This window comes from Rheinheimera metallidurans, from assembly GCF_036983985.1.
Classification (GTDB): domain Bacteria; phylum Pseudomonadota; class Gammaproteobacteria; order Enterobacterales; family Alteromonadaceae; genus Alishewanella; species Alishewanella metallidurans.
Window position 1 is genome coordinate 814022 of the sequence record NZ_JALAHQ010000001.1, and the last position, 26642, is coordinate 840663.

24 protein-coding genes and 1 riboswitch are annotated in these 26642 nt (G+C 44.6%); of the genes, 15 read left to right on the plus strand and 9 right to left on the minus strand.

Annotation, left to right across the window (positions count from 1 at the left end):
* Positions 1-9: 9 nt before the first annotated feature.
* From nusB to MN199_RS03930, 4 genes are read left to right on the plus strand one after another with little or no spacing between them, the layout of a single operon-like run.
* A complete protein-coding gene (gene nusB, locus MN199_RS03915; RefSeq protein WP_132582585.1) occupies positions 10-423 on the plus strand; it encodes a transcription antitermination factor NusB in 414 nt (137 codons plus the stop codon).
* A 33-nt stretch (positions 424-456) separates the two neighbouring features.
* The gene (thiL, locus tag MN199_RS03920) at positions 457-1416 is read left to right on the plus strand and encodes a thiamine-phosphate kinase (RefSeq protein ID WP_335738465.1); all 960 of its coding nucleotides are present in this window, start codon (positions 457-459) and stop codon (positions 1414-1416) included.
* Positions 1416-1895: a phosphatidylglycerophosphatase A family protein gene (locus MN199_RS03925; RefSeq protein WP_132582589.1), complete on the plus strand. Its 480-nt coding sequence runs from the start codon at positions 1416-1418 to the stop codon at positions 1893-1895. The genes thiL and MN199_RS03925 overlap by 1 nt, the downstream gene beginning before the upstream one ends.
* A gap of 26 nt (positions 1896-1921) precedes the next feature.
* Positions 1922-4957: a ligand-binding sensor domain-containing protein gene (locus MN199_RS03930; protein ID WP_132582591.1), complete on the plus strand. Its 3036-nt coding sequence runs from the start codon at positions 1922-1924 to the stop codon at positions 4955-4957.
* A gap of 54 nt (positions 4958-5011) precedes the next feature.
* On the opposite strand, the gene dxs is transcribed toward MN199_RS03930, so the two are convergent.
* Genes dxs through xseB form a run of 3 tightly spaced genes read right to left on the minus strand, consistent with a single transcriptional unit; the run spans position 5012 to position 8020 of the window.
* Positions 5012-6871, minus strand: a complete 1860-nt coding sequence (dxs, locus tag MN199_RS03935; protein ID WP_132582593.1) for a 1-deoxy-D-xylulose-5-phosphate synthase — start codon at positions 6869-6871, stop codon at positions 5012-5014.
* Between the two features lie 14 nt (positions 6872-6885).
* Entirely contained in the window at positions 6886-7773 is an 888-nt protein-coding gene (gene ispA / locus MN199_RS03940) for a (2E,6E)-farnesyl diphosphate synthase (RefSeq protein ID WP_132582595.1), read from the minus strand.
* A gap of 1 nt (position 7774) precedes the next feature.
* On the minus strand, positions 7775-8020 hold the full coding sequence (gene xseB / locus MN199_RS03945; protein WP_132582597.1) for an exodeoxyribonuclease VII small subunit: 246 nt from the start codon (positions 8018-8020) through the stop codon (positions 7775-7777).
* Positions 8021-8218: 198 nt separating this feature from the next.
* Between xseB and pomA the strand changes: the two genes are divergently transcribed.
* The 3 genes from pomA (at position 8219) to thiI (ending at position 11498) form a co-directional block, all read left to right on the plus strand.
* Positions 8219-8983 carry a flagellar motor protein PomA gene (pomA, locus tag MN199_RS03950; RefSeq protein ID WP_132582599.1) on the plus strand — a complete coding sequence of 255 codons (765 nt, stop codon included), beginning with the start codon at positions 8219-8221 and terminating at the stop codon, positions 8981-8983.
* Positions 8984-8986: 3 nt separating this feature from the next.
* Positions 8987-9940 carry a flagellar motor protein MotB gene (locus MN199_RS03955; protein ID WP_335738466.1) on the plus strand — a complete coding sequence of 318 codons (954 nt, stop codon included), beginning with the start codon at positions 8987-8989 and terminating at the stop codon, positions 9938-9940.
* 100 nt (positions 9941-10040) lie between these two features.
* Positions 10041-11498, plus strand: a complete 1458-nt coding sequence (gene thiI / locus MN199_RS03960; RefSeq protein WP_335738467.1) for a tRNA uracil 4-sulfurtransferase ThiI — start codon at positions 10041-10043, stop codon at positions 11496-11498.
* On the opposite strand, the gene MN199_RS03965 is transcribed toward thiI, so the two are convergent.
* Entirely contained in the window at positions 11473-12396 is a 924-nt protein-coding gene (locus MN199_RS03965) for a ketopantoate reductase family protein (RefSeq protein ID WP_335738468.1), read from the minus strand. The genes thiI and MN199_RS03965 overlap by 26 nt on opposite strands.
* Positions 12363-12719: a VanZ family protein gene (locus MN199_RS03970; protein WP_335738469.1), complete on the minus strand. Its 357-nt coding sequence runs from the start codon at positions 12717-12719 to the stop codon at positions 12363-12365. The genes MN199_RS03965 and MN199_RS03970 overlap by 34 nt, the downstream gene beginning before the upstream one ends.
* Before the next feature lie 94 nt (positions 12720-12813).
* Between MN199_RS03970 and MN199_RS03975 the strand changes: the two genes are divergently transcribed.
* Positions 12814-13296: a YajQ family cyclic di-GMP-binding protein gene (locus MN199_RS03975; RefSeq protein ID WP_132582609.1), complete on the plus strand. Its 483-nt coding sequence runs from the start codon at positions 12814-12816 to the stop codon at positions 13294-13296.
* 79 nt (positions 13297-13375) lie between these two features.
* Positions 13376-13560, plus strand: a riboswitch (cobalamin riboswitch).
* A 38-nt stretch (positions 13561-13598) separates the two neighbouring features.
* Entirely contained in the window at positions 13599-15383 is a 1785-nt protein-coding gene (locus tag MN199_RS03980) for a TonB-dependent receptor domain-containing protein (RefSeq protein ID WP_335738470.1), read from the plus strand.
* Between the two features lie 65 nt (positions 15384-15448).
* Here MN199_RS03980 and MN199_RS03985 read toward each other — a convergent pair whose 3' ends face one another.
* Together MN199_RS03985 and msrA are read right to left on the minus strand one after the other, a co-directional pair.
* The gene (locus MN199_RS03985; RefSeq protein WP_335738471.1) at positions 15449-16207 is read right to left on the minus strand and encodes an amino acid ABC transporter; all 759 of its coding nucleotides are present in this window, start codon (positions 16205-16207) and stop codon (positions 15449-15451) included.
* Positions 16204-16737 carry a peptide-methionine (S)-S-oxide reductase MsrA gene (gene msrA, locus MN199_RS03990; RefSeq protein WP_132582615.1) on the minus strand — a complete coding sequence of 178 codons (534 nt, stop codon included), beginning with the start codon at positions 16735-16737 and terminating at the stop codon, positions 16204-16206. Before msrA ends, MN199_RS03985 begins: the two co-directional genes overlap by 4 nt.
* Positions 16738-16885: 148 nt before the next feature.
* On the opposite strand from msrA, the gene MN199_RS03995 reads away from it, so the two are divergent.
* Both MN199_RS03995 and MN199_RS04000 read left to right on the plus strand, forming a co-directional pair.
* Complete coding sequence (locus MN199_RS03995) at positions 16886-17866, plus strand: NAD(P)/FAD-dependent oxidoreductase (RefSeq protein ID WP_335738472.1); 981 nt, start codon at positions 16886-16888, stop codon at positions 17864-17866.
* Entirely contained in the window at positions 17863-18570 is a 708-nt protein-coding gene (locus tag MN199_RS04000) for an SDR family NAD(P)-dependent oxidoreductase (protein ID WP_335738473.1), read from the plus strand. The genes MN199_RS03995 and MN199_RS04000 overlap by 4 nt, the downstream gene beginning before the upstream one ends.
* A gap of 51 nt (positions 18571-18621) precedes the next feature.
* Here the strand turns inward: MN199_RS04000 and MN199_RS04005 are convergent, their stop codons facing one another.
* Together MN199_RS04005 and MN199_RS04010 are read right to left on the minus strand one after the other, a co-directional pair.
* Complete coding sequence (locus MN199_RS04005; RefSeq protein WP_335738474.1) at positions 18622-21747, minus strand: efflux RND transporter permease subunit; 3126 nt, start codon at positions 21745-21747, stop codon at positions 18622-18624.
* Positions 21748-21749: 2 nt separating this feature from the next.
* Entirely contained in the window at positions 21750-22802 is a 1053-nt protein-coding gene (locus MN199_RS04010) for an efflux RND transporter periplasmic adaptor subunit (RefSeq protein ID WP_335738475.1), read from the minus strand.
* A 211-nt stretch (positions 22803-23013) separates the two neighbouring features.
* Between MN199_RS04010 and MN199_RS04015 the strand changes: the two genes are divergently transcribed.
* The 4 genes from MN199_RS04015 (at position 23014) to MN199_RS04030 (ending at position 26615) form a co-directional block, all read left to right on the plus strand.
* Positions 23014-23676, plus strand: a complete 663-nt coding sequence (locus tag MN199_RS04015; protein ID WP_335738476.1) for a DUF2982 domain-containing protein — start codon at positions 23014-23016, stop codon at positions 23674-23676.
* 59 nt (positions 23677-23735) lie between these two features.
* Complete coding sequence (locus tag MN199_RS04020) at positions 23736-24071, plus strand: hypothetical protein (protein WP_132582626.1); 336 nt, start codon at positions 23736-23738, stop codon at positions 24069-24071.
* Between the two features lie 107 nt (positions 24072-24178).
* Positions 24179-25837: a DUF342 domain-containing protein gene (locus MN199_RS04025; protein WP_335738477.1), complete on the plus strand. Its 1659-nt coding sequence runs from the start codon at positions 24179-24181 to the stop codon at positions 25835-25837.
* Positions 25838-25850: 13 nt separating this feature from the next.
* Complete coding sequence (locus tag MN199_RS04030; protein ID WP_335738478.1) at positions 25851-26615, plus strand: DUF2884 family protein; 765 nt, start codon at positions 25851-25853, stop codon at positions 26613-26615.
* Positions 26616-26642: the final 27 nt, after the last annotated feature.

A 26642-nucleotide genomic window follows, 5' to 3' on the forward strand; every position in this document is an offset into this window, starting at 1 on the left:
ACACAGAAAATGAAACCTAATGCCCGTCGTCAGTCACGGTCTCTTGCAGTGCAGGGAATTTATAGCTGGCATATTAGCCATAACCCGATTGCAGATATTGAGCAACAATTGCTGCTCGAAACTAATGTTAAGCATGTTGATGTTGGTTATTTTCAAGATTTAGTCCGTGGTGTGGTAAAAAACCACGCTACCTTGGACGAGGCGTTAAAGCCCTATTTAGATCGGCCATTTGATGAAATTGATTTTGTTGAAAAGGCAATTTTACGTGTTTCTGCGTATGAGTTGAAATATCGGCTAGACGTTCCTTATAAGGTAGTCATTAACGAAGCTATTGAATTGGCAAAGGCTTTTGCCGCCGACGATAGTCATAAATTCGTTAACGGCATCCTTGATAAAGCAGTACGCGTACTGCGTCCAAGCTAAAGGAGAGCCGACATTTGTCGGCTTCTTAATTTTATGGATGAATTCGAACTCATTTCCCGCTATTTCTCTAATTGTGGTGCTAAGCGCCATGATACCGGTATTGGTGTGGGTGATGATGCTGCCGTGTTACAAGTGCGGGATGGTTGTGATCTGGTTATAACTACCGATACCATGGTTGCCGGCACACATTTTTTTCCTGATGCTGACCCTCGAGCGCTTGGCCACAAATTAGTTGCGGTCAATGTTAGTGATATCGCCGCTATGGGTGCAGAGCCCGCTTGGTTATCACTGGCGATAACCTTGCCATCGATAGATGAAGCGTGGCTCAGTGCGTTTGCAGCTGGCTTGCATGAAACGGCTGAGTATTATAATTGTCAGCTAGTTGGTGGTGACACGACACGTGGGCCAATGAGCCTAACCATGGTTGCCAAAGGCATAGTGCCGCGAGGCAAAGCTATTACCCGCAGCGGCGCTAAAGTGGGTGACTATATTTATGTTACCGGCACTTTAGGCGATGCAGCACTAGGTTTGAAGCTGTGCCAAGGTTTGCATGAAGTAAGTAAAAAACACCAAACTCATATTCTACAACGCTTTCATTTTCCATCAGCAAGAGTGGCGCTAGGCCAAGCGCTGCGCAATATTGCTAGCAGTGCAATGGACTTATCAGATGGCTTATATAGCGATATTCAGCACATTTTAAAACGTTCAGGCGTGGGGGCCAGTATTGATGTGTCGCGCCTGCCTTTATCGCAAGCGGTAAAAGATAGTTGTGATAATGCGACCGCAATGCAGTTGGCGTTGTCCGGTGGTGAAGACTACGAATTACTCTTTACTGTGCCAGAAGCAAAGCGGGGTTCGCTTGATGTACTGCTTTCACCTTATGGTATAGCCATTACCTGCATTGGCCGTATTACTGGCGTGGCCGGTAAGCTCGAGCTAAAACAAGCCGAGCAGCCCTTTAACTATGTGCACTCAGGTTTTATTCATTTCTGATGAGCAAACTGCAATTTAATTTAAAAAAGTGGTACCAGTTTCTGGCGTTGGGCTTTGGTAGTGGTTTATCGCCCAAAGCACCTGGTACTTTTGGTACGTTGGTTGCGGTGCCACTTGTCGCCTTGTTGTTGTGGGCGGGTAATGCTTATTTATTAGCTTTTGTATTAATAGGCAGCGTGCTGGGCGTATATGTATGTGGTCAAACGGCACGCGATGTTGGCGAGCATGATCATGGTGCTATAGTCTGGGACGAAATTATTGGTTATGGCATTACGTTACTTTGGGCACCACTGCACTGGCAAACACTATTAATCGGTTTTGTTTTATTTCGCCTATTTGATATTGTAAAACCTTGGCCTATTAGTGTGCTGGATAAATCGGTGCATGGTGGTTTGGGTATTATGCTCGATGATGTAGCCGCGGGTATTGCCGCTTTAGTTGCGTTGCAACTATTAATACCTTATTTGCCGCTAAATTAATCAATAGACAATTATAGAAGGCTATAATGAAAAACATCGTACTGTTGCTTTTGTTGGTTTGCTTTGTTCGCGCACAGGCAGCTGAGCAACAGTCGGTTTATGATTTTGATATTAAGCACTGGGGCAGCAGCGAAGGCTTAGCCAGTAATTCTGTGCGCTCAATTAGCCAAGACAGTCAAGGCTATATCTGGTTAGCAACGCAACATGGCCTAGATCGTTTTGATGGCACCCAGTTTGAACATTTCACCAAAGAAACCCATCACCAATTAGCCAGCAACGGTACAACACGATTATTTCGCGATAGCTCGGGCTATATGTGGGTGGGCACTAAGTCTGGTTTGTCAGGTTTTGACCCTATAAGCTTGAAGTTTGATCGCTATCAGGTCTTGTCAGAAGTGTCTTCTATTATCGAAGTCCGCCCGGGTGAAATTTGGGTGGCGGCAGATAATTTATTTCGTATCCGAGATGGCAAAGTGAGCAAGGTTGAACAAATACGCGCATCAGTTAGTCAGCTAGAGTTGGTTAACGAGCATATTTGGGCTAGCAGTGCCGAAAGCCTATTTCGTGTAGATCTTGATGGTAATGTACAAAGCTATTCGTTACCTGCTGAATTAATGCAAACGCCTATCTACGATCTGTATTGGTCGGAAAACACCTTACACATTGCTGGTGAAGCAGGGTTATACCATATTGATGAGGCCGAGCAGGTTAAACGCTGCCAGCTGCCAGATCATAATAATACCGCAGTATATAAGTTGCTAAATGACAGCTTAGGTAATACCTGGATCTCAGCTCATCGCAAACTATTTCATCGACACCCTAACCAAAGCTGGCAACATATAAATGGCGATGAACTAGGTAGTTACCCGTGGTTTAGCGATATTTTTGAAGATAAAGATAAAAACATCTGGTTGAGTAGTTTTAGTGATGGTATCTACCGAGCCTCGGTCGGTCATATCCGCCGTGTGGTGCCTAGCCAGACTGATCCGGTTATTCGCAGCTTAGGTGTTACGCCAGCTAATACGTTATTGGTTGCCGCCCAGTCAGAATTAGGCGAACTTAATGCTGATGGCAGTTACACTGAACTGCTTAACTCGGCGCAGCTAGGTGCTATTACCGTGCACGACGTTTATTGGCCTAACGCGCAGCAACTGTGGTTGGCGACAGATCATGGCGTACTGCGTTACCAACGTGGCAAAACTGAACTTAGCACGCAGTTTGCTAATTTAACCGGATATACCGTTCGGGTGTTACAACCGGATAATGCTGATGGCTTATGGATTGGCGGTGTGATGGGATTGTTTCACTATAATAATAACTCACTACTCCCCTTTGCTTTAAATAATGAGCTTGAATCACGCCATATTACTGCATTACAACAGCAGCAACAAAAAGTGGTGTTTGGTACAACACGAGGCCTATATCAATATCAGGCGCAAGCTCTGACTCGGCTTGGTGTCGGCACCGCGCTATACAATAGTTATATATCGGCTGTACTGATTTTGCCTGACTCAACCATAATTGCGGCTACTTTAGATGACGGTATATTTGTTGCGTTAGCTAACAGCACAAAATGGCTGCAATGGCACACCGCGAATGGCTTACCCCATAGCCCAGTGGTTAGCTTAGCCTATGATGCCGATAGCGAAATGCTTTGGGTAAGTAGTAATAAAGGTATCTTTCGTTTAAACCTAGCGCAATTACCACTACTTGCTAGCCAGACGGTGGAGGCGGATGAAATTCTTGGTCCTTATGATCGACAACTAGGCACAGTGCCAGGTCGCTGCTGTAACGGTGCAGGGCAGGCCAAGGTTGCACACTGGCAGCAACAGTACTGGTATCCAACCTTAAAAGGCTTAGTGGCTGTGCCAGTGAAGCTAGAGGATAAACCCGAGCACGTTTTACAGCCGGTGATTAAAGGCGTTCAAGGGCTACGTAACTATATTGTTGAAAGCCAACAAAACAGTTTAGTGCTGGATTTGGATGACCGTAGCTTAAGCGTAAAGTACTCGGCGTTAGAATACATTAAACCTGCTGCGTTACAGTTTCGTTATCGATTAAAAGGCTTTGAACAGCAATGGCACGACGTTGGTCAGCGGCGCGAAGGTGTCTATACCAATTTAAGCCCCGGCCGTTTCGTATTTCAAGTGCAAACTCGCTTTGATAATAGCCCATGGCTGCACGCTAAGTCTGCCGAGCTAGAGCTGGTTATCCCTAAACGGTTTAACGAAACCCTTGTTTATCGGGGTTTATGGCTTATTTTGTTATTATTTTGCCTATACGGTATTTTGTGGCTGTTAAGGCGCAATACTATTAACCAACAACAACAACTAGAGCGTTTGGTGCGACAACGTACACAAGAGTTAGAAAACAGTAATTTACAACTGAATGAGCTTAATGAACAACTAGCCTTGCAAACACATAAAGACAGTTTAACCGGCTTGCGTAATCGCCGATTTATGTTTGAACAGTTACCAAAAGATATTGAGCATTTTCAGCGTAACCGCGAGTTTATGCAATCGCAGGGCAAATGTATTGCGCTTGTTCACCTTGATTTAGATAACTTTAAACAGGTTAACGATCAATATGGTAATAGTGCTGGTGACAGTTGTATTCAGCAGGTTGCCGGTTTACTTATTCGTGAAACACGAGGCTCTGATTACGTCGTGCGATTTGCTGGCGAAGAGTTTATTTTAGTGCTACGAGATATTCAAACCAACTTGGTAGCGCAATTTAGTCATCGTTTAAACGAACTAGTGGGTGAAGCCGTATTCAATTTACCTGATGGTAACCGCACCCGGCTAACTTGCTCAGTAGGCTACGCTGTTTATCCATTAGAACTATTAGGTGGCCAACTTATTAACTGGGAAATATCGCTACAACTAGCCGAAATAGCGCTATATCACGTTAAGCATGCCGGTAAAAATGGCGTTGCCACGCTTAAATTTGATCAACAGGTTGATGCGTTTGAATTTGAAGATTCGTCACACATTGAGGCACAGATAGAGCGACTTTTAGCCGCAGGTTTAGCACATTTTGAACTTGAGAATACTCATTTTTAATCCAGCCTGCATTTTTGCAGGCTGGATTAACAAAACTATTTAGCCTGAATAATATTATTGCAATGCATTAATACTATTAAGAATACCTTCGGTATTTAGGCCAAGTTCGGCATAAATTTCTTCTTGGCTACCATGTTTAATAAACTGGTCAGGTAAACCCAAGTTTATACATTTTACGCTAAGTTGTAATTTTGCAACAAATTCATTCACCGCAGAGCCGGCACCGCCCATAATGGCGTTATCTTCTACTGTAACAAAGTACGAATGGCTGGCAGCCAGCTCAGTTAATAACGCCTCATCAAGTGGTTTTACAAAGCGCATATCTACTAGTGTGGTGTTTAACTGCTCTGCAGCCTGTTTGCAGGCGTTTAATAACGGGCCAAACGCGAGTATGGCAATGCGTTCGCCGTTACGTACTAGCCTAGCTTTACCTATTGCCAGTAGTTGCATGTCGTGCTGTGCAGCAACGCCTGTTGCCGAACCTCGAGGATAGCGCACCGCAGCAGGGCCCTGGTATTGATAACCGCTATATAGCATCTGCCGGCACTCGTTTTCGTCAGATGGCGCCATAATAACCATATTGGGAATACAGCGCATAAAGCTGAGATCAAAAGAACCTTGATGAGTTGGCCCGTCAGCACCAACTACACCTGCGCGGTCAATGGCAAACAGCACATCTAAATTTTGTAGCGCGATATCATGAATTAACTGATCATAGCCGCGCTGTAAAAAGCTGGAGTAAATCGCTACTACCGGCTTTAAGCCCTCAATTGCCATACCCGCAGCGAGCGTTACCGCGTGCTGTTCGGCAATAGCTACGTCGAAGTAACGTTTAGGGTAGGTTTTAGAAAAGCGTACCAGATCAGAACCTTCACGCATGGCCGGCGTAATTGCCTGTAAGCGCTCGTCTTGGGCTGCCATATCGCAAATCCAGCTGCCAAAGATATTTGAAAACGTAGGTAACCCGGCCTTTTTCTCTGGTTGTTTGGTATCGTCAGGGTTGAATTTAGATACCGCATGATAACCAATAGGATCCGCTTCTGCAGGTGCATAGCCTTTACCCTTTTTGGTAACGATATGAAGTAACTGTGGTCCTTTTAAATTGCGCATATTGCGGATGGTATTTACCAAGCCGACCACATCGTGACCATCAATAGGGCCAATATAGTTAAAACCGAGCTCTTCAAAAAATGTACCTGGTGTCACCATGCCTTTAAAATGTTCTTCAGCACGGCTTGCTAGCTCGTGCAGTGGTGGCACGCCACGTAGAATTTTTTTGCCGCCCTCGCGTAAGCTGGTATAAAAGCTACCCGATAAAATTCGCGCAAAATACTGGTTTAGTGCGCCAACGTTTTCAGAAATAGACATTTCATTATCGTTTAAAATAACCAGCATATCTGGGCGTACTTCACCAGCATGGTTTAGCGCTTCAAACGCCATACCTGCGGTAATTGCACCATCACCAATTACAGCAACGACTTTACGATTATTACGTGCTTGCTGCGCGGCGATAGCCATACCCAAAGCCGCACTAATTGAGGTGCTAGAATGCCCCACAGACAAGATGTCATATTCACTTTCTTCACGAAACGGAAAGGGATGTAAACCATCTTTTTGTCGGATAGTGTGCATGCGATCGGCACGACCGGTTAAAATTTTGTGCGGATAAGCCTGATGACCTACGTCCCAGATCACCCGATCAAAAGGCGTGTTATACACATAATGTAATGCTACGGTTAGCTCAACTGTGCCTAAACCCGAAGCGAAATGCCCGCTACTTTGACTAACACTTTTTAGCAGGTAACTACGCAGCTCATTACTTAGCGCCGGCAGTTTTTCTTGCGGTAGCTGTCGTAATTGCTCGGGTAAATTAGCCTTGGCTAACAACGGGTAATCGTGAAGATCTAACGCCATAATTCTTGCCTGTATTAAAATCTGCGTTCGATAATATACTGCGCGAAAGCGCGTAACTCATCAGTATTATACGGTAAGCTATCTAAAGCACTCAGCGCATCTACATATAATTGCTGTGCTTTAGCTTTAGCATTATCCAGCCCCAACAGAGCAGGATAAGTTGATTTGTTTGCCTTGGTGTCTGAGCCTTGCGGCTTGCCAAGAATGACGGTATCACTTTCTATATCGAGAATATCATCCCGCACCTGAAATGCTAGCCCTAATGCACTAGCAAAGCGCAGTAAGGCGTCTAAATCGGCTTGCTTAGGGTTTGGGCTACATAGCCAAGCCAACTGCACCGCACATTCTATTAATGCACCGGTTTTCAACTGATGCATGCGTTCTAACTGCGCCACGCTGGTGCTGTGATTAGTTTGCGCTAAATCTATTGCTTGGCCGCCACACATACCATTGTAACCTGATGCTGAAGCAAAGCATCGCACCATATTTAGCACAGCAGAAGGGCTTACCTGCTGATAAGTATGGCTGCTTAGTACTTCAAATGCGAGGGCTTGCAAAGCATCGCCGGCTAAAATTGCCGTGGCGTCATCAAAGGCTTTATGACAAGTAGGTTTACCTCTGCGTAAATCGTCGTTATCCATAGCAGGTAAATCATCATGGATAAGCGAATAGCTATGCAGCGCTTCAAGTGCTGCAGCAGGGCCGTCTAAGTCAGACAATTGCGCGCCAAGCATAGTACCACAGCTGTACACTAAAAATGGCCGAACCCGTTTACCGCCAAGCAACAAGCTGTACGACATAGCCTCAAGTAAGCGTGCGTCGGTTGTCGTTCGCTGTGCTAACAGCTGGTGAAGATGTTGCTCTACGCGCTGTTGATAAACAGGAATATTAGCTGGATGCACACTAGTTTCCTTGTTCAGGTTCAAAGGGTAACAAGCTTTCCTGTTGCTGTTGTTGCATTAAAATTTGTACCTTTTGTTCAGCCGTCTGTAATAATTGTTGGCTGTGGCGCGCAAGGGTAATACCCCGCTCAAACTGGGCTAACGATTGGTCTAAAGACAGTTCGCCTTGTTCAAGTTGTTGTACTATTTGTTCCAGCTCAGCCAAGGTTTGCTCAAACTGGCTTAAGTCAGCCTTTTTTTTACTCATATCACCCTCACAAAAGTGTGCGCAAAGTTACCTTAGCAGGCTATTATGGTCAATCAGAAAGCATAAGTGAAAGGCTAAATAGATAATTTAATGTAATTTATACTCAATCATTGTGTCTTGCTGTCGATAAACAGCTATCGTCTAAGATAAACTCGTACAGATGACCGTTTTGGCAGTGCTTTAGTTAAGGAGATAAGAGTGGATATAGCTACTCTGGTTGGATTGTTGGGCGCAATTGGTTTTATCATCATGGCGATGATATTAGGAAGTAGTGGCAACGTCGGTATGTTTATGGATACCGTGTCAGTGCTTATCGTATTTGGTGGCTCAATCTTTGTGGTTATTTCCAAATTTACGCTAACGCAGTTTTTTGCTTCAGGTAAAGCCGCGGCTAAAGCCTTTGTGTTTAAGATTGAAGCGCCAGAAGAGCTGATCGAAAAAGCGGTACAACTGGCTGATTCCGCGCGTAAAGGGGGGTTTTTAGCCTTAGAAGAAGCTGAAATTCCTAATGGCTTTATGCAAAAAGGCATTAACATGCTGGTTGACGGACACGATGCTGATGTGGTGCGGGCTACCTTATTAAAAGATATTAATCTTACCGAAAAACGTCACGAAGTGGCTATTGCCTTGTTTAAAAGTTTAGGTGATATCGCACCAGCGATGGGCATGATCGGCACATTAATCGGCTTAGTTGCCATGTTATCTAATATGGACGATCCTAAAGCAATCGGCCCAGCAATGGCGGTAGCCTTATTAACAACGTTGTATGGTGCTTTTATTGCAAACGTTGTTGCTATACCTATAGCGGATAAGTTGTCTATTCGTAATCAGCAAGAAAAGCAGAATAACCAGTTAATTCTAGATGCTATTTTAGGCATACAAGACGGGCAAAACCCGAAAGTGATTGAAGGTATACTGCGCAACTATTTAGCACAAAGTAAACGTGAACCAGCGGCGGAGTAAGTTATGAGTGATGATGCCGAAGACTGTAAATGCCCACCGCCAGGCTTGCCGGCCTACATGGGTACATTCGCTGATTTAATGGCATTGCTGATGTGCTTCTTTGTGCTATTGCTGGCGTTTTCAGAAATGGACGTAATGAAGTTTAAGCAAATTGCCGGTTCAATGAAATTTGCTTTTGGTGTGCAAAATAAAATTGAAGTAGAAGATATACCCAAGGGTACCAGCGTTATTGCGATGGAGTTTCGCCCCGGTAGGCCCGATCCAACACCCATCGAAACCTTGCAGCAACAAACTATAGAAATTACGCAACAGGTTATTGAGTTTCAAGCCGGTGAAGAAGACTCGGCCGGTGGCAGACAAGAGCAACGAGAAGATTTAAGCGGCGGTAAATCGGTAAGTAATGCCGAAGAAATTATGGATGGCGAATCCTCAGCCGCTGAAGCACAGTCAGAAGCCTTGCAAGAGCAAACTAATGAAATGGTGAAAAAACTCGCCGAGCAGCTAGAAAAGCAAATTATTGATGGCGCTATCGAACTTGAATCACTGGGTCAGCAAATTATTATTCGTATTCGTGAGAACGGTTCATTTCCGTCAGGTTCGTCATTTTTACAGCCAAGGTTTAAGCCTATAGTGCAGCGTATTGGTAGTTTGTTAAATGATGTTCCTGGTGAAATTACCGTTACTGGGCATACTGACAATATTCAAGTATCTGACGAGCTACATACCAATAACTGGGACTTATCAGCAAAACGTGCGGTGTCAGTGGCGTCCGAAATGATGAAGGCTGATGGTTTTGATAAAACGCGTTTAGTGGTGGTTGGTCATGCTGATACTAAGCCTTTAGTGCCAAATGATGATGAACTCGGTCGGCGGCGTAACCGCAGGGTAGAAATATCTATTATGCAGGGCAAAGCCAAAGAGTCAGATCCCATTAGCTTAGAGCCAAGCACGCCTTAGTGGCTCATTATTTATCAATAGGTAGCGCAGATTAGGTCTTTAAATAGAGATCAGCTATAATTTGCGCCACTTTTTTCTGCTGATAATGTGTTGCTGTTAGATGATAGAATTTATAATCAAATTACATCCGGAAATTGCGATAAAAAGCAAATCTGTGCGCAAACGCCAAACCCTGCTACTAGAGCGCAATATTCGCACTATTTTATTGCGTGTTAATGATAACACTGAAGTAAAAAATAACTTCGACCACTTAACGGTTCGCTGCCCTAGCGACGATACAGCGCTTAAACAACAGCTAATTGACCGCTTAAGCTGTATTCCAGGCATAGTGCATTTTTCTGAGATGCAATCCAGTAGCTTTAGCTCGCTGCATGATATTTATCAACAGGTTGCAGAAGTTTATGCTGATCAGCTGCACGATAAAACGTTCTGTGTACGCATACGTCGTGAAGGTAGCCATGAGTTTTCGTCTTTAGAGGCAGAGCGCTATGTCGGTGGTGGCTTAAACCAGTTGGTTAGCTCAGCGCGCGTAAAATTAAGTAAACCTGATGTCACCGTTGCATTAGAGATCAGAAAAGATCGGCTAATTATGGTGCGTAAGCAACATCAGGGGATGGGCGGCTTCCCGCTACCATCTCAGTCTGACGTACTGTCACTTATTTCTGGTGGTTACGACTCTGCCGTTGCCAGCTATTTGATGATCCGCAAAGGTTTGCGTACCCATTATTTGTTTTTTAATCTTGGTGGTGCCGCGCATGAGGCCGGTGTGCGTGAAATGGCACATTTAATTTGGCAAAAATACAGCCTGTCACATAAAGTGAAATTTGTTAGCGTAAATTTTGCGCCGGTGGTAGAACAAATTTTAGAGAATATTGATAGCGGCTTAATGGGAGTGGTGCTTAAGCGGATGATGATGCGTGCCGCCAGCGGTGTGGCTGAAAGTTTAGGTATTAAAGCCATTGTTACTGGCGAAAGTATTGGCCAAGTATCTAGCCAAACCATTACTAATTTAAGTGTAATTGATCGTGTTACTGAAACCTTAATTCTGCGCCCGTTGATCTATCATGATAAGCAAGAAATCATTGATATGGCGCGTAAAATAGGCGCTGAAGATATCGCAAAAAGTATGCCTGAATATTGTGGCGTAATTTCAAAAAAGCCTACAGTAAATGCGGTATTAGCAGAAGTATTGGCGACAGAACAAAACTTTGATTTTTCGGTGTTAGATCAGGTAGTACAAACTGCCAAAGTGCTAGATATTCGCACCATAGATTATCAGGCTGATCAGCAAGCGCATGTGGTTTCTGAACTCGCCGAACTGCCAGCAGACGCTATTGTGCTTGATATTCGTAGCCCTGAAGAAACTGACACGAAGCCCTTTAGGCTTGCTAGCCATAAGGTAGAGCAGCTACCGTTTTTCCGTTTAGCATCGCAGTTTGTTAATCTTGATCAGAGTAAGCAATATTATTGTTACTGTGAGCACGGCGTAATGAGCCGTTTGCAAGCGTTAGTGTTGCAAGAGCAAGGCTTTACTAACGTAGCAGTGTATCGGCCGTAACCGCATTAAGGTGCTGTAAAGCAGTTATTTGTTGCAGCAGTTGACGATTATGCGGCACGGCAATGTTATGCTGTGCCGCTTGTTTCACGATGTAGCCGCTTATCGCTGCTATTTCACTGCGCCGCTGATGGGCAATGTCTTGCTGCATAGAAGAGAAGTTTTGCGCGGTGTTGTGAATAACCCTCTGCACGTTAGCTTGTGTTTGGGCAAAATCTAATGGGTAACCGCAAGCCGTTGCTACCTGACAAACTTCAAGCAGTATCGCATTAATTTGTTGTTGGTAGCGACTATCGGCTAACGCACCATTACGACAATTATGTAGAGCACTCAGCGGGTTTATTACCGCATTAATAGCTAATTTTTGCCATAAAAACGGCTGTATATTATCGACTACAACAAGCGGGCCAAGTGCAATATTCATCGCCTGTTGTACTTGGGGTAAGTGCACTTTTGCCGCTGCGTTAAGCGGTGCTAATACGCTATCACCCTGTCCGGTATGCCGCACATTATTACCTTGTTTTAATGCACCATGAGTAGTGGTTAAAAACCATAAGCCTTGGGTGGGGAGCAGAAGTTGTAATGCGGGCTCTATAGTACCCATACCATTGTGGCTAAGCACGAGTTGAGCATCAGCGCTTAGCGCAGGCAGTAAGCTGTGTAGTGCATCAATTACTGAATAGCTTTTTACTGGTACTAATACTGCGTTAAGTGGTGCGATGGCTGAATGAAAATGCAACGCGTGCTGGTTAAATGTAATATCAATAGCGGCAGGTTGCCGCAGCCATAACTTTATCGGCTGTTTGGCGAGCTTAAGTTGGCTGGCGGCGAGTAAACCAATAGCGCCTTGGCCAACAACACACCAGCTTAGCGCCGGCTGCGCGGACGAATTGTGTGCCATAATTTGCGTACCGCATAAAACAACACGACACCAGTAACATCGGCCAGCAGATCGAGCCAATCGCCGTTACGACGCGTAAAGTAATGTTGTACCAGCTCAATAGCGCCGCCATAAGCACCTAGCAGTATAATTGCGGTAACAGGCGTTAGCCTAAAACCTTTCCATAGCAAGCCTGTCAACACGGCAAAAATACCTAAATGCGCCACCTTATCGATATGGGCAAAGCTGCCAATAACACGATGGCCGTTCAATTCAGCTAAAAAGCTTGCAGTAGCGAGCAAGAAACACAGTGCGCATAGCCCGCGATAAATATTTTGTGACACACTTAACCCTCGATCATATATGGCGCTCGGATTGTAGCAGTTTTGTGGTTATAATCTCTAGTAGACTGACTGGCTTAAGTTAAGGAGACGTTTAATGCCTTCGTTTGATATTGTTTCAGAAGTAGAACAGCAAGAAGTGCTAAATGCCGTAGAGAATTCTAATCGTGAGTTAGATACACGTTTTGATTTTCGCGGTGTACAAGCTGAGTTTTCTTTGAAAGACAAAGTGATTACGATGAAAGCTGATGCAGAATTTCAATTGCAGCAAATGCTGGAAATTTTTCTTGCTAAAGCAGTGAAGCGTGGCTTAGATGTGCGCTCATTTAAAGATGGCGATGTTGTACACTCAGGCAAAACCTATAGCCAGACTTTAAGCTTGCTACACGGCATTGAGCAAGATATGGCAAAAAAATTAGTTAAACTAATGAAAGATAACAAGCTAAAAGTTCAGGCGGCGATTCAGGGCGATCAAGTGCGAGTGACTGGAAAAAAACGTGATGATTTACAAGAGGCTATCGCGTTAGTGCGAAGTTCTGAATTAGAACAAGCGTTTCAGTTTACTAATTTTCGCGACTAATTTAGTTACTGCGCTACGCTAGCCATCCAGAGCGCCATTGACATTTTCATACTAGCTATTAGACTGCACGCGGCTCTATTCAAGAGCCGCTTTTTTTGGTGCTGCAATTAACCGCAGGTAAACGGGAATCTGGTAAAAACCAGAGCTGCCCCCGCAACGGTAAACAACTTATCTGTATTCATAGCCACTGTCAGATGATGGGAAGGCGAGTACGGGCATATGCAGGTTGTTAGCCCGGAGACCGGCCAGAAAAAATCCTTCAACTTGATTAAATGTGCGGCGGGCACATTTTCGGAGCTTACATGTTTAAACCTGCTTTGGCGGCCGTGTTGGTCGCATCCTGTTTTTCGGCTAATGCTGAGAACATCGAACATATCAGTATTTACGCTAACCGTACCGCTACGCCGCAACAAGACGTGCTAGCCAGTGTGACGGTATTGGAACGCGATGATATCGTCGCCCGTCAGGCCAACGACTTACCAGCCTTATTAGCGCAACTGCCGGGAATCAATTTATCCCGTGACGGCGGTCGGGGCCAGAACAGCGGCCTGTATATCCGTGGCGGCAATACCGGCCACTCCTTAGTGGTGATTGACGGCGTGCGCAGTGGTTCAGCTACCTTGGGTTATAAAACGTTGTCGATGCTGCCGCTGGAATTGATTGAACGTATTGAAGTTGTGCGGGGGCCGCGCGCTGCCTGGTATGGTGCTGATGCTCTGTCTGGTGTTATTGCTATTACTACACGCAAGGCTCAGGGAGTAGAACTTAATGCCAATGTGGGTAGCTATGGCCAGTTTGGCGCCGATGTTAGTGTTAGCCGGCAAATTGACGATCTTGCTGTAAGAGCAACTGCTGGTTATAGCCAGGCTGATGGTTTTAATGTGCGTAAAGATCTGGACCCGGACCGCGATGGTTATGATCAACGCTTTGCTAAACTGGCTGCCGATTATCAGACCAGTTTTGGTTTGTTACGGGCTCAGTTTGATGTTAATTCCGGCTTTTATCAGTTCGATACAGGTTGGGGCAATGAAGATCAAGCCGATACCCTTAACCGTACTTACCTGCTTGGCTGGGAGCATCAATCGGGGCAGTGGCAGCATCAGGCACAATTAAGCCGGATACTGGATGACGATACTATTTATGGCCCGCAATCACGTAGCCCATTTGTGACTGAGCGTGATGAGTTCAATTATCAAACCGGCACTGCTATCACTGATAATCTGAGTTGGTTAGGTGGGGTGAACTGGTATTCGGAAAACGTTGGCCGTTCTGGCGTTAACTATGTTGAAGACAGCCGCATTAACCGTGCGCTATTTACCGGTCTGAATTTTAAACAAGACAGTGTGCAGTTAGATGGTTCGGTACGGCGTGATTTAACCACGCAGTATGGTGGTAATAATACCTGGCAACTGGCGGCAGGTTACTGGTTTACTGATGCCTGGCAGCTAAGGATTAGTCGCGGTGCGGCTTTTAAAGCGCCAACCTTTAATGACTTATATTATCCGGGTCAAGGTAACTCTAACCCTGATTTAGCTCCAGAACGTACTTTAGCAGACGAAGTTGCAATCAGTTATCGTGTGGCGAATGGTAGTGTGCAACTGGCATGGTTTGAGAATGATATTGATAACCTGATCCAGCTTGATGAGAACTATACGCCGCAGAATATTGAGCAGGCAAAAATTTCGGGTATTGAGTTGGTTGTTCAGGTCGATGTTGCCGGTACGCGGCAAAACTTTGCTTATAGCTGGATTGATACTGAAAACACCTTAACCGGGCAGCGGTTAGCCAGACGGCCGGAAAATACTGTCAACTGGCGTGGTAGCTATGAGCTTAATAAGTGGACGATATTTATTACTGCCGATTATCAAAGTGCAACCTACCAAGGTGCCGACTGGCTATCAGGTAACGACTTACCGCTTGCGCCAAGCCATACTCTTTGGGGGGTTGGTGGTAGTTATACGCTAACGCAGGCGTTAACGTTAAGAGCTAAAGTAGATAATGTGTTTGATAAAAAGTACTACACTAGCCACAGCTACACCGCAGCAGGCGCTAACTTTGGTATTAGCATAAACTACACACCGCAGTAAAATCTATGTATCTGTGCCAGCCGTTTGCGTTTAATACTTTGCAGCCGGCTGGTGCTATGTGTTTGCTATTGCGGTAAATACTGATAATACCGATTTGGGTTTTGTGTTTGTTGCAGTGTTCGCCACAGCTCAGTTGCAAGTTTACTGTGTTGGTTATAAAAAGCTTTGCTAAAGACTAAATAACCAGTCGACTCATATAATGGCGGGTGAATTACCTCTAATTGCTCATTTAGCATATTAGGTAACTGCACGGTGTTAATTTCACATGTTGTAGTGGTGGCATCAACGCGGCCTTGTTGTAATAAATGCAAAGCCTGCTGTTGTGATTGTACTGGCATTATACTAACCCCTGCAGGGAATTCGTGTATAACATAGCCCAAAGGCCTAGCCATCACTATACCATCTTTAATTCGTTGCATGACATTATCGCCGGCACGTTGTACTAGACATGTAGCATGTTGATTTAACGCTAATCGGGAGTCGGGTAGGTTATCATTTTCTAGCGGAAATATTGCAAAGCTGAGGCGTGATTTATCAAAGGTAGCGACTACTGCATCGACTTTGTTTTGCTCTAATAATTGTAAACACCTTAGCCAAGGGCGGCGCTCAAATGTGACTTTAAGTTGAGGTACTAGGGCTATACCTTCTTGTAAGTGTTCAATTGTCGCACCTGGCGGTGTAGGAATTTGCGCACCATTACCCGCATAGTAAGGCAGTAACTGCTTGTCTTCATAGCAAAAACGTAGTTTAACCGGCTCATTGGCGAGCAACATATGGCTAGCACAAAGTAGAGAAAAACTAAGAATATAAGTGAGCTTTATCATTTGAGTAATGCCTTATATTGCTGTCTAAATTTCGCCATCTTTGGCGCAACAATAAACTGACAATAACCTTGCTCTGGTTGCTGTAAAAAATAGCCTTGATGATAGTGCTCTGCAATATAAAATTCTGTAGCGCAGTTTATGGCTGTAACTATATTGGTATTATAAACCTGTTCAGCATTTAGTGTCGTAATTAGCTGTTCTGCACTAGTTTGTTGCTCGCTGTTATGGGTAAAAATAACCGATCGATATTGAGTACCTATATCATTACCTTGTCGGTTTAACTGAGTAGGGTCGTGCAGGCTGAAAAAAATCAAACAAAGCTGCTCATAGCTAATTATGCTGTCATCAAACTCTACTTGCACGACCTCAGCATGCCCGGTGTTACCACTACATACCGCATGGTAATTTGCCTTGTCAGCCGAACCGCCCATATAGCCACTTAACGCCTGTATTACACCGTTAAGCTGATTCATGGCTGCTTCTAAACACCAAAAACAGCCTGCACCAAAGGTCGCTTGTTGTTGTGGCACGGTGTTCTCCTGAACTATAGGGCTTAGGTTGAAATACTATTATACTGGTTTTGCGCAACTGCGGTTATGTCGTAATCATTATTTTGCTGATCTTGAGTAGGTAGTTCAGCGTAATGAGCAGTCTATCGCATAAAATAGGAAAGACAACGTGACTATAGCCATTATTGGTGCCGGTATTGCTGGCGCTATCTGTGCAAGCGAACTAGTACGCAATGGCCATAAAGTTATAGTTTTTGATAAAGGCCGTAGCGCCGGTGGCCGCATGAGCAGCAAGCGCACCGAGAACGGTTATATTGATTTAGGCGCGCAGTATTTTACCGCGCGTTCTGAACTGTTTTCTCAGCAATGTATAACGTGGCAAGCTCATGGCGTTATTATGCCTTGGCAAGCTAAGCTGGCAGTGTATGAAAACGCTGAGCTGACGGCATCACCCGATAATATCGTCAGGTATATTGGTCAGCCCTCGATGCATAAGCCTGTGCAACAGCTACTACAACAAACTCAGCTGGTGCTGGAATGCTGTGTCGATAGAATACATTTTGACGGCAAACACTGGCGGCTATACCGCGACCAACAGCCACTTGGCAGCTTTAGTCAACTGGTCTTGGCCATACCGCAGCAACAAGCTGCGCTATTGTTGGCAAATGTTATTTCGCAATTTAATGTACTGGCCGCAGCCTTCGCTGCAGCCGCATTACAGCCGTGTTGGGCGGTAAATGTTGCCTTGCATCAACCTTCAGGCAATAACTTTGATGGTATTTCTGTTAAAGAAGATGCGGCCTTAACTTGGCTGGCCCGGCAAACTGCAAAACAAGGGCGAGTAACGACGGAGCAATGGTTATTGCATTTTTCGCCAACATTCTCTCAGCAACAACTTGATACAAGCGCTGAGCAAATGGCACTAGCATCGTTATCGCAGTTACAACGGATCTTAGGGCAGCAGTTGCAGGGCACTGTAACGCACTGCCATCGCTGGCGTTATGCGCAGCAAACATCGGATTATCCAATACAGGGTTATTTGCATCACGCTGATATGGCGCTTGCGCTGTGTGGTGATTGGCTAAATGGCGGTAGGGTAGAAAACGCTTGGTTAAGTGGCTACATGTTAGCGCAGCAGTTAAGCGTATGAGCCAGTCAGTGCTTATTATTGGTGGTAGCAGCGGTATTGGTTTAGCCTTAGCTGAGCATTATCAGCGATTGTCAGGCGTTGTTAGTGTTATAAGCCGGCAGAGCGCACCAAGCCATAATAGATGGCATTGGTTTGAAGATAGTTTTAATGATAATGCTCGCAGCGCTGATTGCGTGCAACGCGCGTTGCAGCAACAACCCGATACGATATTTATCTGTAACGGTGTGTTGCATGATATTAATGCTATGCCGGAGAAAACGATTCGACAGCTTAATACCGATATTTTATTGCAACGTTTGCACAGCAATGTGGCAGTGCCGGCACATTATTTACAGTTACTGTTTAGCTATATCAGCAAAAAGCCCAACATTAAACTGTTGGTGCTTAGCGCTAAGGTAGGCAGCATTACAGATAATGCACTCGGCGGGTGGTATAGCTACCGTATCAGTAAAGCGGCGTTAAATATGTTGGTAAAAAATTATAGCATTGAAGTAGGGCGGTTAAATATATCTGCAGCAATAGTGAGTGTGCACCCTGGCACTACTGATACTGCGTTATCTGCGCCCTTTCAGAAAAACGTACCGCCGACGCAACTGCAAACCACACTAAGTACCGCGGCCCGTATGGCGCAAGTTGCACAGTTAGTTCAACCAGAGCAAAGTGGGGCTTTGTTAAATTGGGACGGTAGCGAACTACCGTTTTAACGAAATAATAAAGGCGCGTAATGCGCCTTTATTATTTAATGGGTGAAGAGATTAACGCGGATGAGTTTCATCGGCTTGATGTTCATCAGCGGCTTTGCTTTCTAGGTTGTGTAGTTGTTGCTCTAACCGTTTCGGTGAACCCGTATTACGTGCAATAACCATGTAGGTTACGGGTACTACATAAATGGTCATCAGTGTAGCAAGTGACACACCAGCAAAAATAACCATACCAATAACCATCCGGCTTTCTGAGCCCGGACCCGTGGCAACAATCAGCGGTATGCTACTCATTGCGGTGGTAAAAGCGGTCATTACAATTGGTCGTAATCGTTGTGCTGCAGCTCGTTGGATTGCGCTAGTAAATTCAACCCCCGCATCACGCAATTGGTTAGCAAATTCGACAATTAAAATACCGTTTTTAGCTACCAAGCCGATTAACATGATTAAACCAATTTGGCTGTAAATATTCAGCGACATCCCCGCGAAATATAAGCCTGACAACGCCCCCACTAAACCAAGTGGTACAGTAATAAGAATAACTAACGGGTGAATAAAGCTTTCAAACTGTGCGGCTAACACCAGATAGGTGATCAGTAACGCGAGAATAAATACCATTAGTGTCGAGTCGCCACTTTCTTGATACAGCAGTGACTCGCCTTTGTAATCGATGCCTACAGTGTCATGAATTTCTGTAGCAACAATGTTTTCCAGGTATTCTAAGGCTTCGCCTAAACTATAACCTGGCGCCATACTCGCTGTTAGCGTAATGCTACGCATGCGGTTATAACGGTTTAAGCTTGACGATGTGGCCTCCTCACGCAATGTCACTAGGTTATCTAAAGGTATGAGTTTCCCAGAGGTATCTGAGCGCAAGTACACATTAGTAATACTACCAGGTGCGGTGAAGTCGTCATCTTTACCTTCAATAATAACGTCGTATTCTTTGCCGCGATCTAAAAAGGTGGTAACCCGTCGCCCGCCAAGCATCGCTTCTAGCGAGCGGCCAATTGCGCCAACCGATATCCCTAAGTCGCCGGCACGTTCGGTATTAATTTCGACTAAGATCTGTGGTACGGTTTCTTTATAATCATGATCTAACATCAGAATGTTGGGGTTTTCTGCCGCTTTTTCTATGACAATATCACGCCAGCGTGCCAACTCTTCATAGGTGTTGCCTTGTAATACAAATTGAATTGGCCGACCACCGCCACCGCCGCCGCCTAAACCGCTACGCATAAAGGTAAAAGCTCGCACATCGGGGATCTCATTTAGCTTGTCGCTAACTTCGCCCATCAGCTCCTGGGTCCGTCGTTTGCCGTTGTGCCAATTTTCTGTGCCAACAATAGCAATGCCACCACTATTACCCCAACCAGGTACACGCACTAACAAGCGGTTAAATTCGCCTTGTTGATAATAAGGCATTAAAACATCTTCAATTAAACGCATGTTGCGGCTATTACTGGTATAGCTGGCACCTTCTGCTGGGCTCATCATAACAAAAAAGGTACCGCGGTCTTCCGTTGGTGCTAGTTCGCTGGGTAGTATTTTTACCAACATATAACTGGCAACAAAGCACAAGGTGACCACAATTATCACCGGCCAACGCGTAGCGCACACCACTTCTAGTTGACGTTGATAGGCATTTTCTAACTTATGAAACGCAGCATGAAGCCACAAGCCTAACTTGCTTTCGCGTTTTTGATGGGTAAGTAGTTTGCTACACAACATCGGTGATAGTGTCAGTGCTGTAACACTTGAAAACGCCACTGCAGCTGACATTGCTAAAGCAAATTCGGTAAACAATTTACCAAGCTGGCCTTGCATAAAAACTAAAGGCACAAACACGGCAATAAGCACTAAGGTAGTGGCAACAACAGCAAAACCTACCTCGCGCGCGCCTCGATAGGACGCAATTAACGGATGTTCGCCTTGCTCAATGCGCCGATAAATATTTTCTAGTACAACGATTGAGTCATCTACAACCAAGCCTATGGCTAAAACCATTGCCAGTAAGGTCAGCAGGTTGATAGAAAAGTCTAGCGCGTACAGCACGGTTACCGCAGCCACTAGTGCTACCGGCACCGTCACCGCTGGAATAAAGGTAGCGCGAATATTACCTAAAAATAAGAAGATGACTAACACCACTAGTGCCATAGCAATGGCCAAGGTGTTGTACACTTCGTTTATCGACTCGGCGATAAACAATGACGAATCATAGCCCGATTCTATGGTTGTACCCTGTGGCAAGGTTTCTTTAATCCGTTCCATTTCAGCACGAGCCGCTCGCACTACTTCCAAAGTATTGGCTTTAGATTGCTTAATAATACCAATGCCGAGCAAGTTTTTACCGTCGCCGCGAAATTCGCTTTCTTCGTTTTCAGCGGTAAGCACCACGTTGGCAATTTCGCCTAGGCGCACTAGGTAGTTATTCTCACCGCGCTTAATCACTAAACGGCGAAAGTCTTGTTGTGTTTTGTAGTTACGTACTACCCGAACGGTAAAATCACGATCAGTCGATTTGATATTACCGGCCGGAAGCTCCACGTTTTCGGCGCGTAATACGGCCTCAACGTCTTGTACCGTAACGCCGCGCGAGGCCATTGCATCGCGATCTAACCAAACCCGCATCGCGTAATCACGAGCGCCGCCTAGCTGTAAGCGTGCGACACCATCGACAACTGAAAAGCGTTCAACGATATAACGGTCGGCGTAATCGGTCAGTTCAAGTGAAGTCATGGTTTCGCTGTTCAAAACAAACCAAACAATGGTGTCTTCGCTATCGCTGGCTTTAGATACCTCTGGCGGATCGGCCTGATCGGGTAAATTATTCAGTGCGCGCGATACACGGTCTCGCACATCGTTAGCGGCTGAGTCGATATCGCGTTCAACATTAAACTCAATTGAAATAAACGAGCGGCCATTACGGCTAGTTGAATTGATATTTTTAATACCTTCAACACCGCTAATACGATCCTCTAGCATTTGCGTAATTTTTGATTCAACAATCTCTGCCGATGCACCAGGATAGTTAGTACTAATACTGACAATAGGTGTATCAATATCGGGATATTCGCGCAGTGGCAGCATAGTAAAACAAACAATGCCGAACACAATAAGCAGAATATTTATAACAGTTGCAAAAACGGGGCGTTTAACCGAGGTATCAGACAACCACATAATTAACTCCCAACCTGATTTATGGTAACGCCAGATCGAAGTTTCTGAATACCTTCTACCACTACGACATCGCCTTCATTTAAGCCAGACAATATCTCGACCCAACCTGGTATGCGTTGACCTATGGTAACTTCAGTTTGATGCACGACGTTATTTGCATCGACACTATACACAAATTGCTTTTGCTGTTGGGGTACTAAGGCTTTTTCTGAAATTTGCATGGCCATGCGGTTATCCAGCTCAAGTTGCACATTTAACAGCATGCCTGGGCGTAAACGTAAATCCTCGTTAGGTAATGCACCGTGTACGGTTACCGTACGGGTTATTGGGTCTAAACGGGTATCAATAGCACTAACCTTGCCAAAAAACTCAATATCGCCATAAGCAGAGTTAGTCACAGTTAATGGCATACCTACTTTAATATCGGCCAAGTAATGCTCGGCAACGCTAAAGGCAACGCGCAGCACACTTAAATCGTCTAGCGTGGTAATAACTGTGCCGCTATTTACATAAGCGCCTTCACTCACAAGACGTAAGCCAAGATAGCCGGAAAACGGTGCTGCGATAGTCATTTCAGCCAGCTGAGCTTTAGCTATATCAAGTTGCGCCAGTGTGGTGTTTACCTTAGTTTGTTGTTCGTCTAACAACGACTGCGCAGTGGCTTGGGAGGTAGCGAGGTTTTTAAGTCGCGCCAATTGGCGTTTTTGATCTTCTAACACGCCTTCTAGCTCAGTTACCCGCGCACGCTCTTGCACGTCATGTAACTTAGCAACAATCGCACCGCGCTTAACGTGTTTTCCTTCACTAATATGCAATTCAGTAATAAAGTCATTAGTTGGTGAAACTAAAGCAATAGAATTATTCGCAATACCTGTACCTAACGAGCTGATACTCCGGATCATGGCTTTGGTTTCAACTTTGGCGGTGCTTACGGCGACGGCTGCCGAACCACGTTGTGAATCATTAGTCTGTTTGGGCATAAAATATAAATAGCCAACAAAAACTGTGAGGGCGATGAGAATTACCCAAATTAATTTTGAATGTAGTTTTGTCACAGTAACTCCATGTAACAGAAAATAATAAATACAGGCTTATTGTATGGAAGAAACCGCAATTTAGATTTCCTGTTATCGCAATCACTACTGCATTCGTCGATTAGTTAAGCACCACAATGCTTAGATGCAGGCACAATACCACTAAATTATGCAGAATAATCGCACCAAACCTGCCATCATAAGGTTATAAAAGGTGAAAAAGTGTTGATAAATGCAAGCTATTAAAATAAAAGCCGCAGCTAGCCTAGGTGGTGCTAAGTTAATGTTAGCTTCAGGCGCCATGGCGTTGCTACTAATGGTGAGTTTGCTGTGGGTTAATCAGCTACAACTTTGGCAGGGTTTAGCCTTTGTTGCTGCTGGCTTGGGTATGTTTGCCGGTTGGGCTAAGTTAGCTGAACCAGCCTATTTTTTACAAATGGATGATCTGGGCGTACAGTATAGACATCGCAATGGTAACTGGACATTACCGTGGCAGAGCTTTCTGTATAGTGGTATACCGCAATATGAGCAACGAGCTTTAGCTTATATTGGTTTTAAGGTCACCGATTACGATAGTTTTTTGCAGCATTTGCCACTGCGTTTTGCCGTACGTATTATGTCAGAGCAACGTGCGTTATATATAGAAGCGGTGCGCCAGGGCTGCGAAAGTGGCCGTTGTGCTAGCGAACTACTGGTTGAAGGCGAGCATTTTAATACCAGTAAACAGCAATATACCGGAATTAAAGCCGCATTTGCTTATCGAATGCAGCGCTTGTCGGCGCAAACGGGTTTCGATCTATTTGTATCAGTAACCATGAGTGAAACTGACACACAGCAATTATGTCAGCAAATTAATCAAGCGAGACTACAATTGGTACAGAATACAGTCACCTAGACACTGTTGACGGTCTGTATCATAATATTGGCACTATTACACGTTACGCAGGGTAGTAAATGAATAATTACGAAAAACCGTTTTTGGTCAGTGGCCGCAATACATTGATCCATAAAAACAAAAAACTAGATCTTGTTGTTGTTAATGACGATGGCGATCCATGTATTGTTGTTACGCGTCATGGCGTAAAAATTTTTACTGAGTCGGTACCTGCTAATCGCGCTGAAGCAAAAGAGCGCTATATCGAAGTTGTTGATATTTCGAGCTCTGACGTATTTGGTGAAGTAAAAACATTATTATTTATTCAAGCGATAAATAATAAAGAATATAAAGTCGATTACAGTAAAAAAGACTCAGATTTATTTATTCGTATCCACCAAGAAAACTATATCTAGCATATTATGCTGAAACAGCCCTGCATTGCATAACAGGGCTTGCCTTTGTGCCGTTAATTTGTTTCATTAGAAGAGCTTTCGTGCAGTAACTAAAAAGTGTGAAGCCTATGCAATTTACAGAGCACAACAATAGTATAAAAATTACCGTGCCAGTAAATCTGGATGCGCTTAGTGCGCATGATGTGAATTCACAGTTAAGCGCCGCTGGTTTCGGCAGATATTTTATTATTCATGATCAAATTGCTAATTTGCTGGTCGAATATCAACAAATACAGCAAAAAATTAAAGAACAGCTACAACCTGAAGGCACACCCTTAACTTATCGTATTGCCGAAAAACGTGATGCTGAGCTCGCGTTTATGATAGCGGAAGATCAAATGTCTGCTGCGGCTATTATTACCGCTGCGTGGGGCGGAGCCCCGATATCTGCTAACGCGCTGGTAAAAGGTGCGCAAGAAGCAGGAATAGTTTTTGGTTTTAGTAAAGAACATATTATTAAGCTAGTGACTCATGCCAGTAAAGCTGACCCTGGCAGTAAAACAAAGCTGGTTATCGCTCGCGGTCGCGCTGTAGTGCATGGCCAAAATTCTCGTTTTAAACCGCAAATTCCTGAAATGCAAAGTCGGCGAAATAAGCCGCTAGTACAAACTGAAGAGAAAGCTGACTTACGCGATTTTGGCGTTATTCCCGCGGTTCGTGCTGGCGATACGCTAATGCGTCGACATCCGCCAACGGCCGGTGTTGATGGTATGTTGGTTAATGGCACGGTTATTCCCGCTGTTGCTGGGCAACTGATTGAATGGCAGTTCGGAGATGGCGCTGAACTTTCGCCTAACGATGCTGATTTACTTATTGCCGCGCGTGATGGCTTACCTCGAGTTATTGAAAACGGCGCGACAGTTGATGAAGTTTTTACGGTTAAAAATGTTGATTTAGCAACGGGTCATATTATCTTTAAAGGCTCGGTGGTCATCAGTGGTGATGTTGCCGAGGGCATGAAGGTAATTGCTGGCGGTAATGTGTTTATTAAAGGCTTTGTTGAAGGTACGCTAATTGAAGCTGGCGGCGATATTACTATTGGTGGCTCTATTATTGGCCATCAAATCGCCAACGTTGAAAAAGACACGGAATACAGCACCGAGCTAAAAGCCAACGGCGATATTCAATGCAATATTGCGCAATATGCCAAGTTAACTTGTGATGGCAACGTCTATGTTAATAAGCAAATGATGCATTGCTCGGTTTCTGCAGCTAGGGTATACGCTGGGCCAGAAGATAACCCCAATGGTAAAGTTATTGGCGGTTACTTCTACTTAGATTATGGCATTTTTAGTGGCAATCTTGGCGCGCCATCTAGCAGCAATATTTATATAGAACTCAATCGGTTAATTGACCCAATTGCTGAAAAGCAAGATGTTTTACGTACTAGTATTAGCGCTGCGAAAAAAGATATGCAGGATATTCGTGAACAATTAGAGAAACTGAAAAAAATTGAAGGCAACAATCAAATAGAGCTGCGTAAACAAGCGTTACAGCAAGAGTTTGACGATCATCGCAGTGTTGCTTTGGCATTAATCGAAGATGTAAAGCAGCTTGAAATACAGCGTAAAGAAAAACTAAGCGAAACCTTAATTGTGGTGCGACAGCAATTGTTTGCCGCCGTTGAAGTGCACTTTGGCAGGGATATTGTGCGTAGTCGTCGCGAATATGGCCCATCAAAAATATTATTAATTGATGGCAGCCCAGCAATAGAGCCGTTTTTTTGATAGGGTTAACACAGTGAAACGCTATTATTTACTGTTATTGATGTTAGTAAACTCTACTGGTTTATTTGCTGCTGAGTGCGAAATGGCGTTTGCACACGGTATTCTAATTGCTCCAGATCATATTCGAATTTTGCAAAATAACCGTACTCATGTCCAAATTAATGGTGATCAACAATTATTTATTGGTGGCGAGCTGATTGCGCTAACCGCAGATGATGCTGTGTTACTAAAGCAATATAGCCATGATTTACGTAAATTTGTGCCAGAAATTGTCAGTATCGCCGTAGATGGGGTTGAACTGGGTTTATCGAGTATCGAAGCTATGTTCACGGGTATTGGGAGTAAATCGCAGCAGGCAGAATGGCGAGAGCTGGTACGCGAAACAACCTTTCAGTGGATGTCGCGGTTTGTTCGTACCAATGAGCATTTTTATTTAGCGCCGCAGAGCTTGAACGAGCTTGATTACTTTTTATATGGCGAGCTTAAGCCGCAATTAGATAACCTAGCTAAACACACAGTAGGCGCGGTATGGGGCGCACTGCGCGATGCGCTGCGCCATTCTGATAGTAATTTTGAGCGTAGTGATAACCAAGAGTGGCAGTCGGTTGGTCATTTAGTTGATAAAATAAACTTAGGCTTAGACGCCAAAGCGGTAGAGCTAGAAGAGAAATCAGCGTTGTTTTGTCAGAAGATGCAAGAGTTAGATCAAATAGAACAACAATTACAACAGCGATTACCCGCGTTAAAAGACTACGATGTTGTGGCGAAGAAAAACTAACACCACAGTCATCTAAGCCGATTAAGT

Excerpts from the sequence above, each read along its gene's own strand:
- xseB (WP_132582597.1), bottom strand. The coding sequence starts at position 8,020 with ATGAGTAAAAAAAAGGCTGACTTAAGCCAGTTTGAGCAAACCTTGGCT.
- MN199_RS03980 (WP_335738470.1), top strand. The coding sequence starts at position 13,599 with ATGTTTAAACCTGCTTTGGCGGCCGTGTTGGTCGCATCCTGTTTTTCG.
- MN199_RS04000 (WP_335738473.1), top strand. The coding sequence starts at position 17,863 with ATGAGCCAGTCAGTGCTTATTATTGGTGGTAGCAGCGGTATTGGTTTA.
- MN199_RS04020 (WP_132582626.1), top strand. The coding sequence starts at position 23,736 with ATGAATAATTACGAAAAACCGTTTTTGGTCAGTGGCCGCAATACATTG.
- MN199_RS03965 (WP_335738468.1), bottom strand. The coding sequence starts at position 12,396 with ATGGCACACAATTCGTCCGCGCAGCCGGCGCTAAGCTGGTGTGTTGTT.
- MN199_RS04005 (WP_335738474.1), bottom strand. The coding sequence starts at position 21,747 with ATGTGGTTGTCTGATACCTCGGTTAAACGCCCCGTTTTTGCAACTGTT.
- dxs (WP_132582593.1), bottom strand. The coding sequence starts at position 6,871 with ATGGCGTTAGATCTTCACGATTACCCGTTGTTAGCCAAGGCTAATTTA.
- MN199_RS04025 (WP_335738477.1), top strand. The coding sequence starts at position 24,179 with ATGCAATTTACAGAGCACAACAATAGTATAAAAATTACCGTGCCAGTA.
- thiL (WP_335738465.1), top strand. The coding sequence starts at position 457 with ATGGATGAATTCGAACTCATTTCCCGCTATTTCTCTAATTGTGGTGCT.
- MN199_RS03925 (WP_132582589.1), top strand. The coding sequence starts at position 1,416 with ATGAGCAAACTGCAATTTAATTTAAAAAAGTGGTACCAGTTTCTGGCG.
- MN199_RS03985 (WP_335738471.1), bottom strand. The coding sequence starts at position 16,207 with ATGATAAAGCTCACTTATATTCTTAGTTTTTCTCTACTTTGTGCTAGC.
- MN199_RS03930 (WP_132582591.1), top strand. The coding sequence starts at position 1,922 with ATGAAAAACATCGTACTGTTGCTTTTGTTGGTTTGCTTTGTTCGCGCA.
- thiI (WP_335738467.1), top strand. The coding sequence starts at position 10,041 with ATGATAGAATTTATAATCAAATTACATCCGGAAATTGCGATAAAAAGC.
- MN199_RS03975 (WP_132582609.1), top strand. The coding sequence starts at position 12,814 with ATGCCTTCGTTTGATATTGTTTCAGAAGTAGAACAGCAAGAAGTGCTA.
- MN199_RS04015 (WP_335738476.1), top strand. The coding sequence starts at position 23,014 with ATGCAAGCTATTAAAATAAAAGCCGCAGCTAGCCTAGGTGGTGCTAAG.
- nusB (WP_132582585.1), top strand. The coding sequence starts at position 10 with ATGAAACCTAATGCCCGTCGTCAGTCACGGTCTCTTGCAGTGCAGGGA.
- MN199_RS03955 (WP_335738466.1), top strand. The coding sequence starts at position 8,987 with ATGAGTGATGATGCCGAAGACTGTAAATGCCCACCGCCAGGCTTGCCG.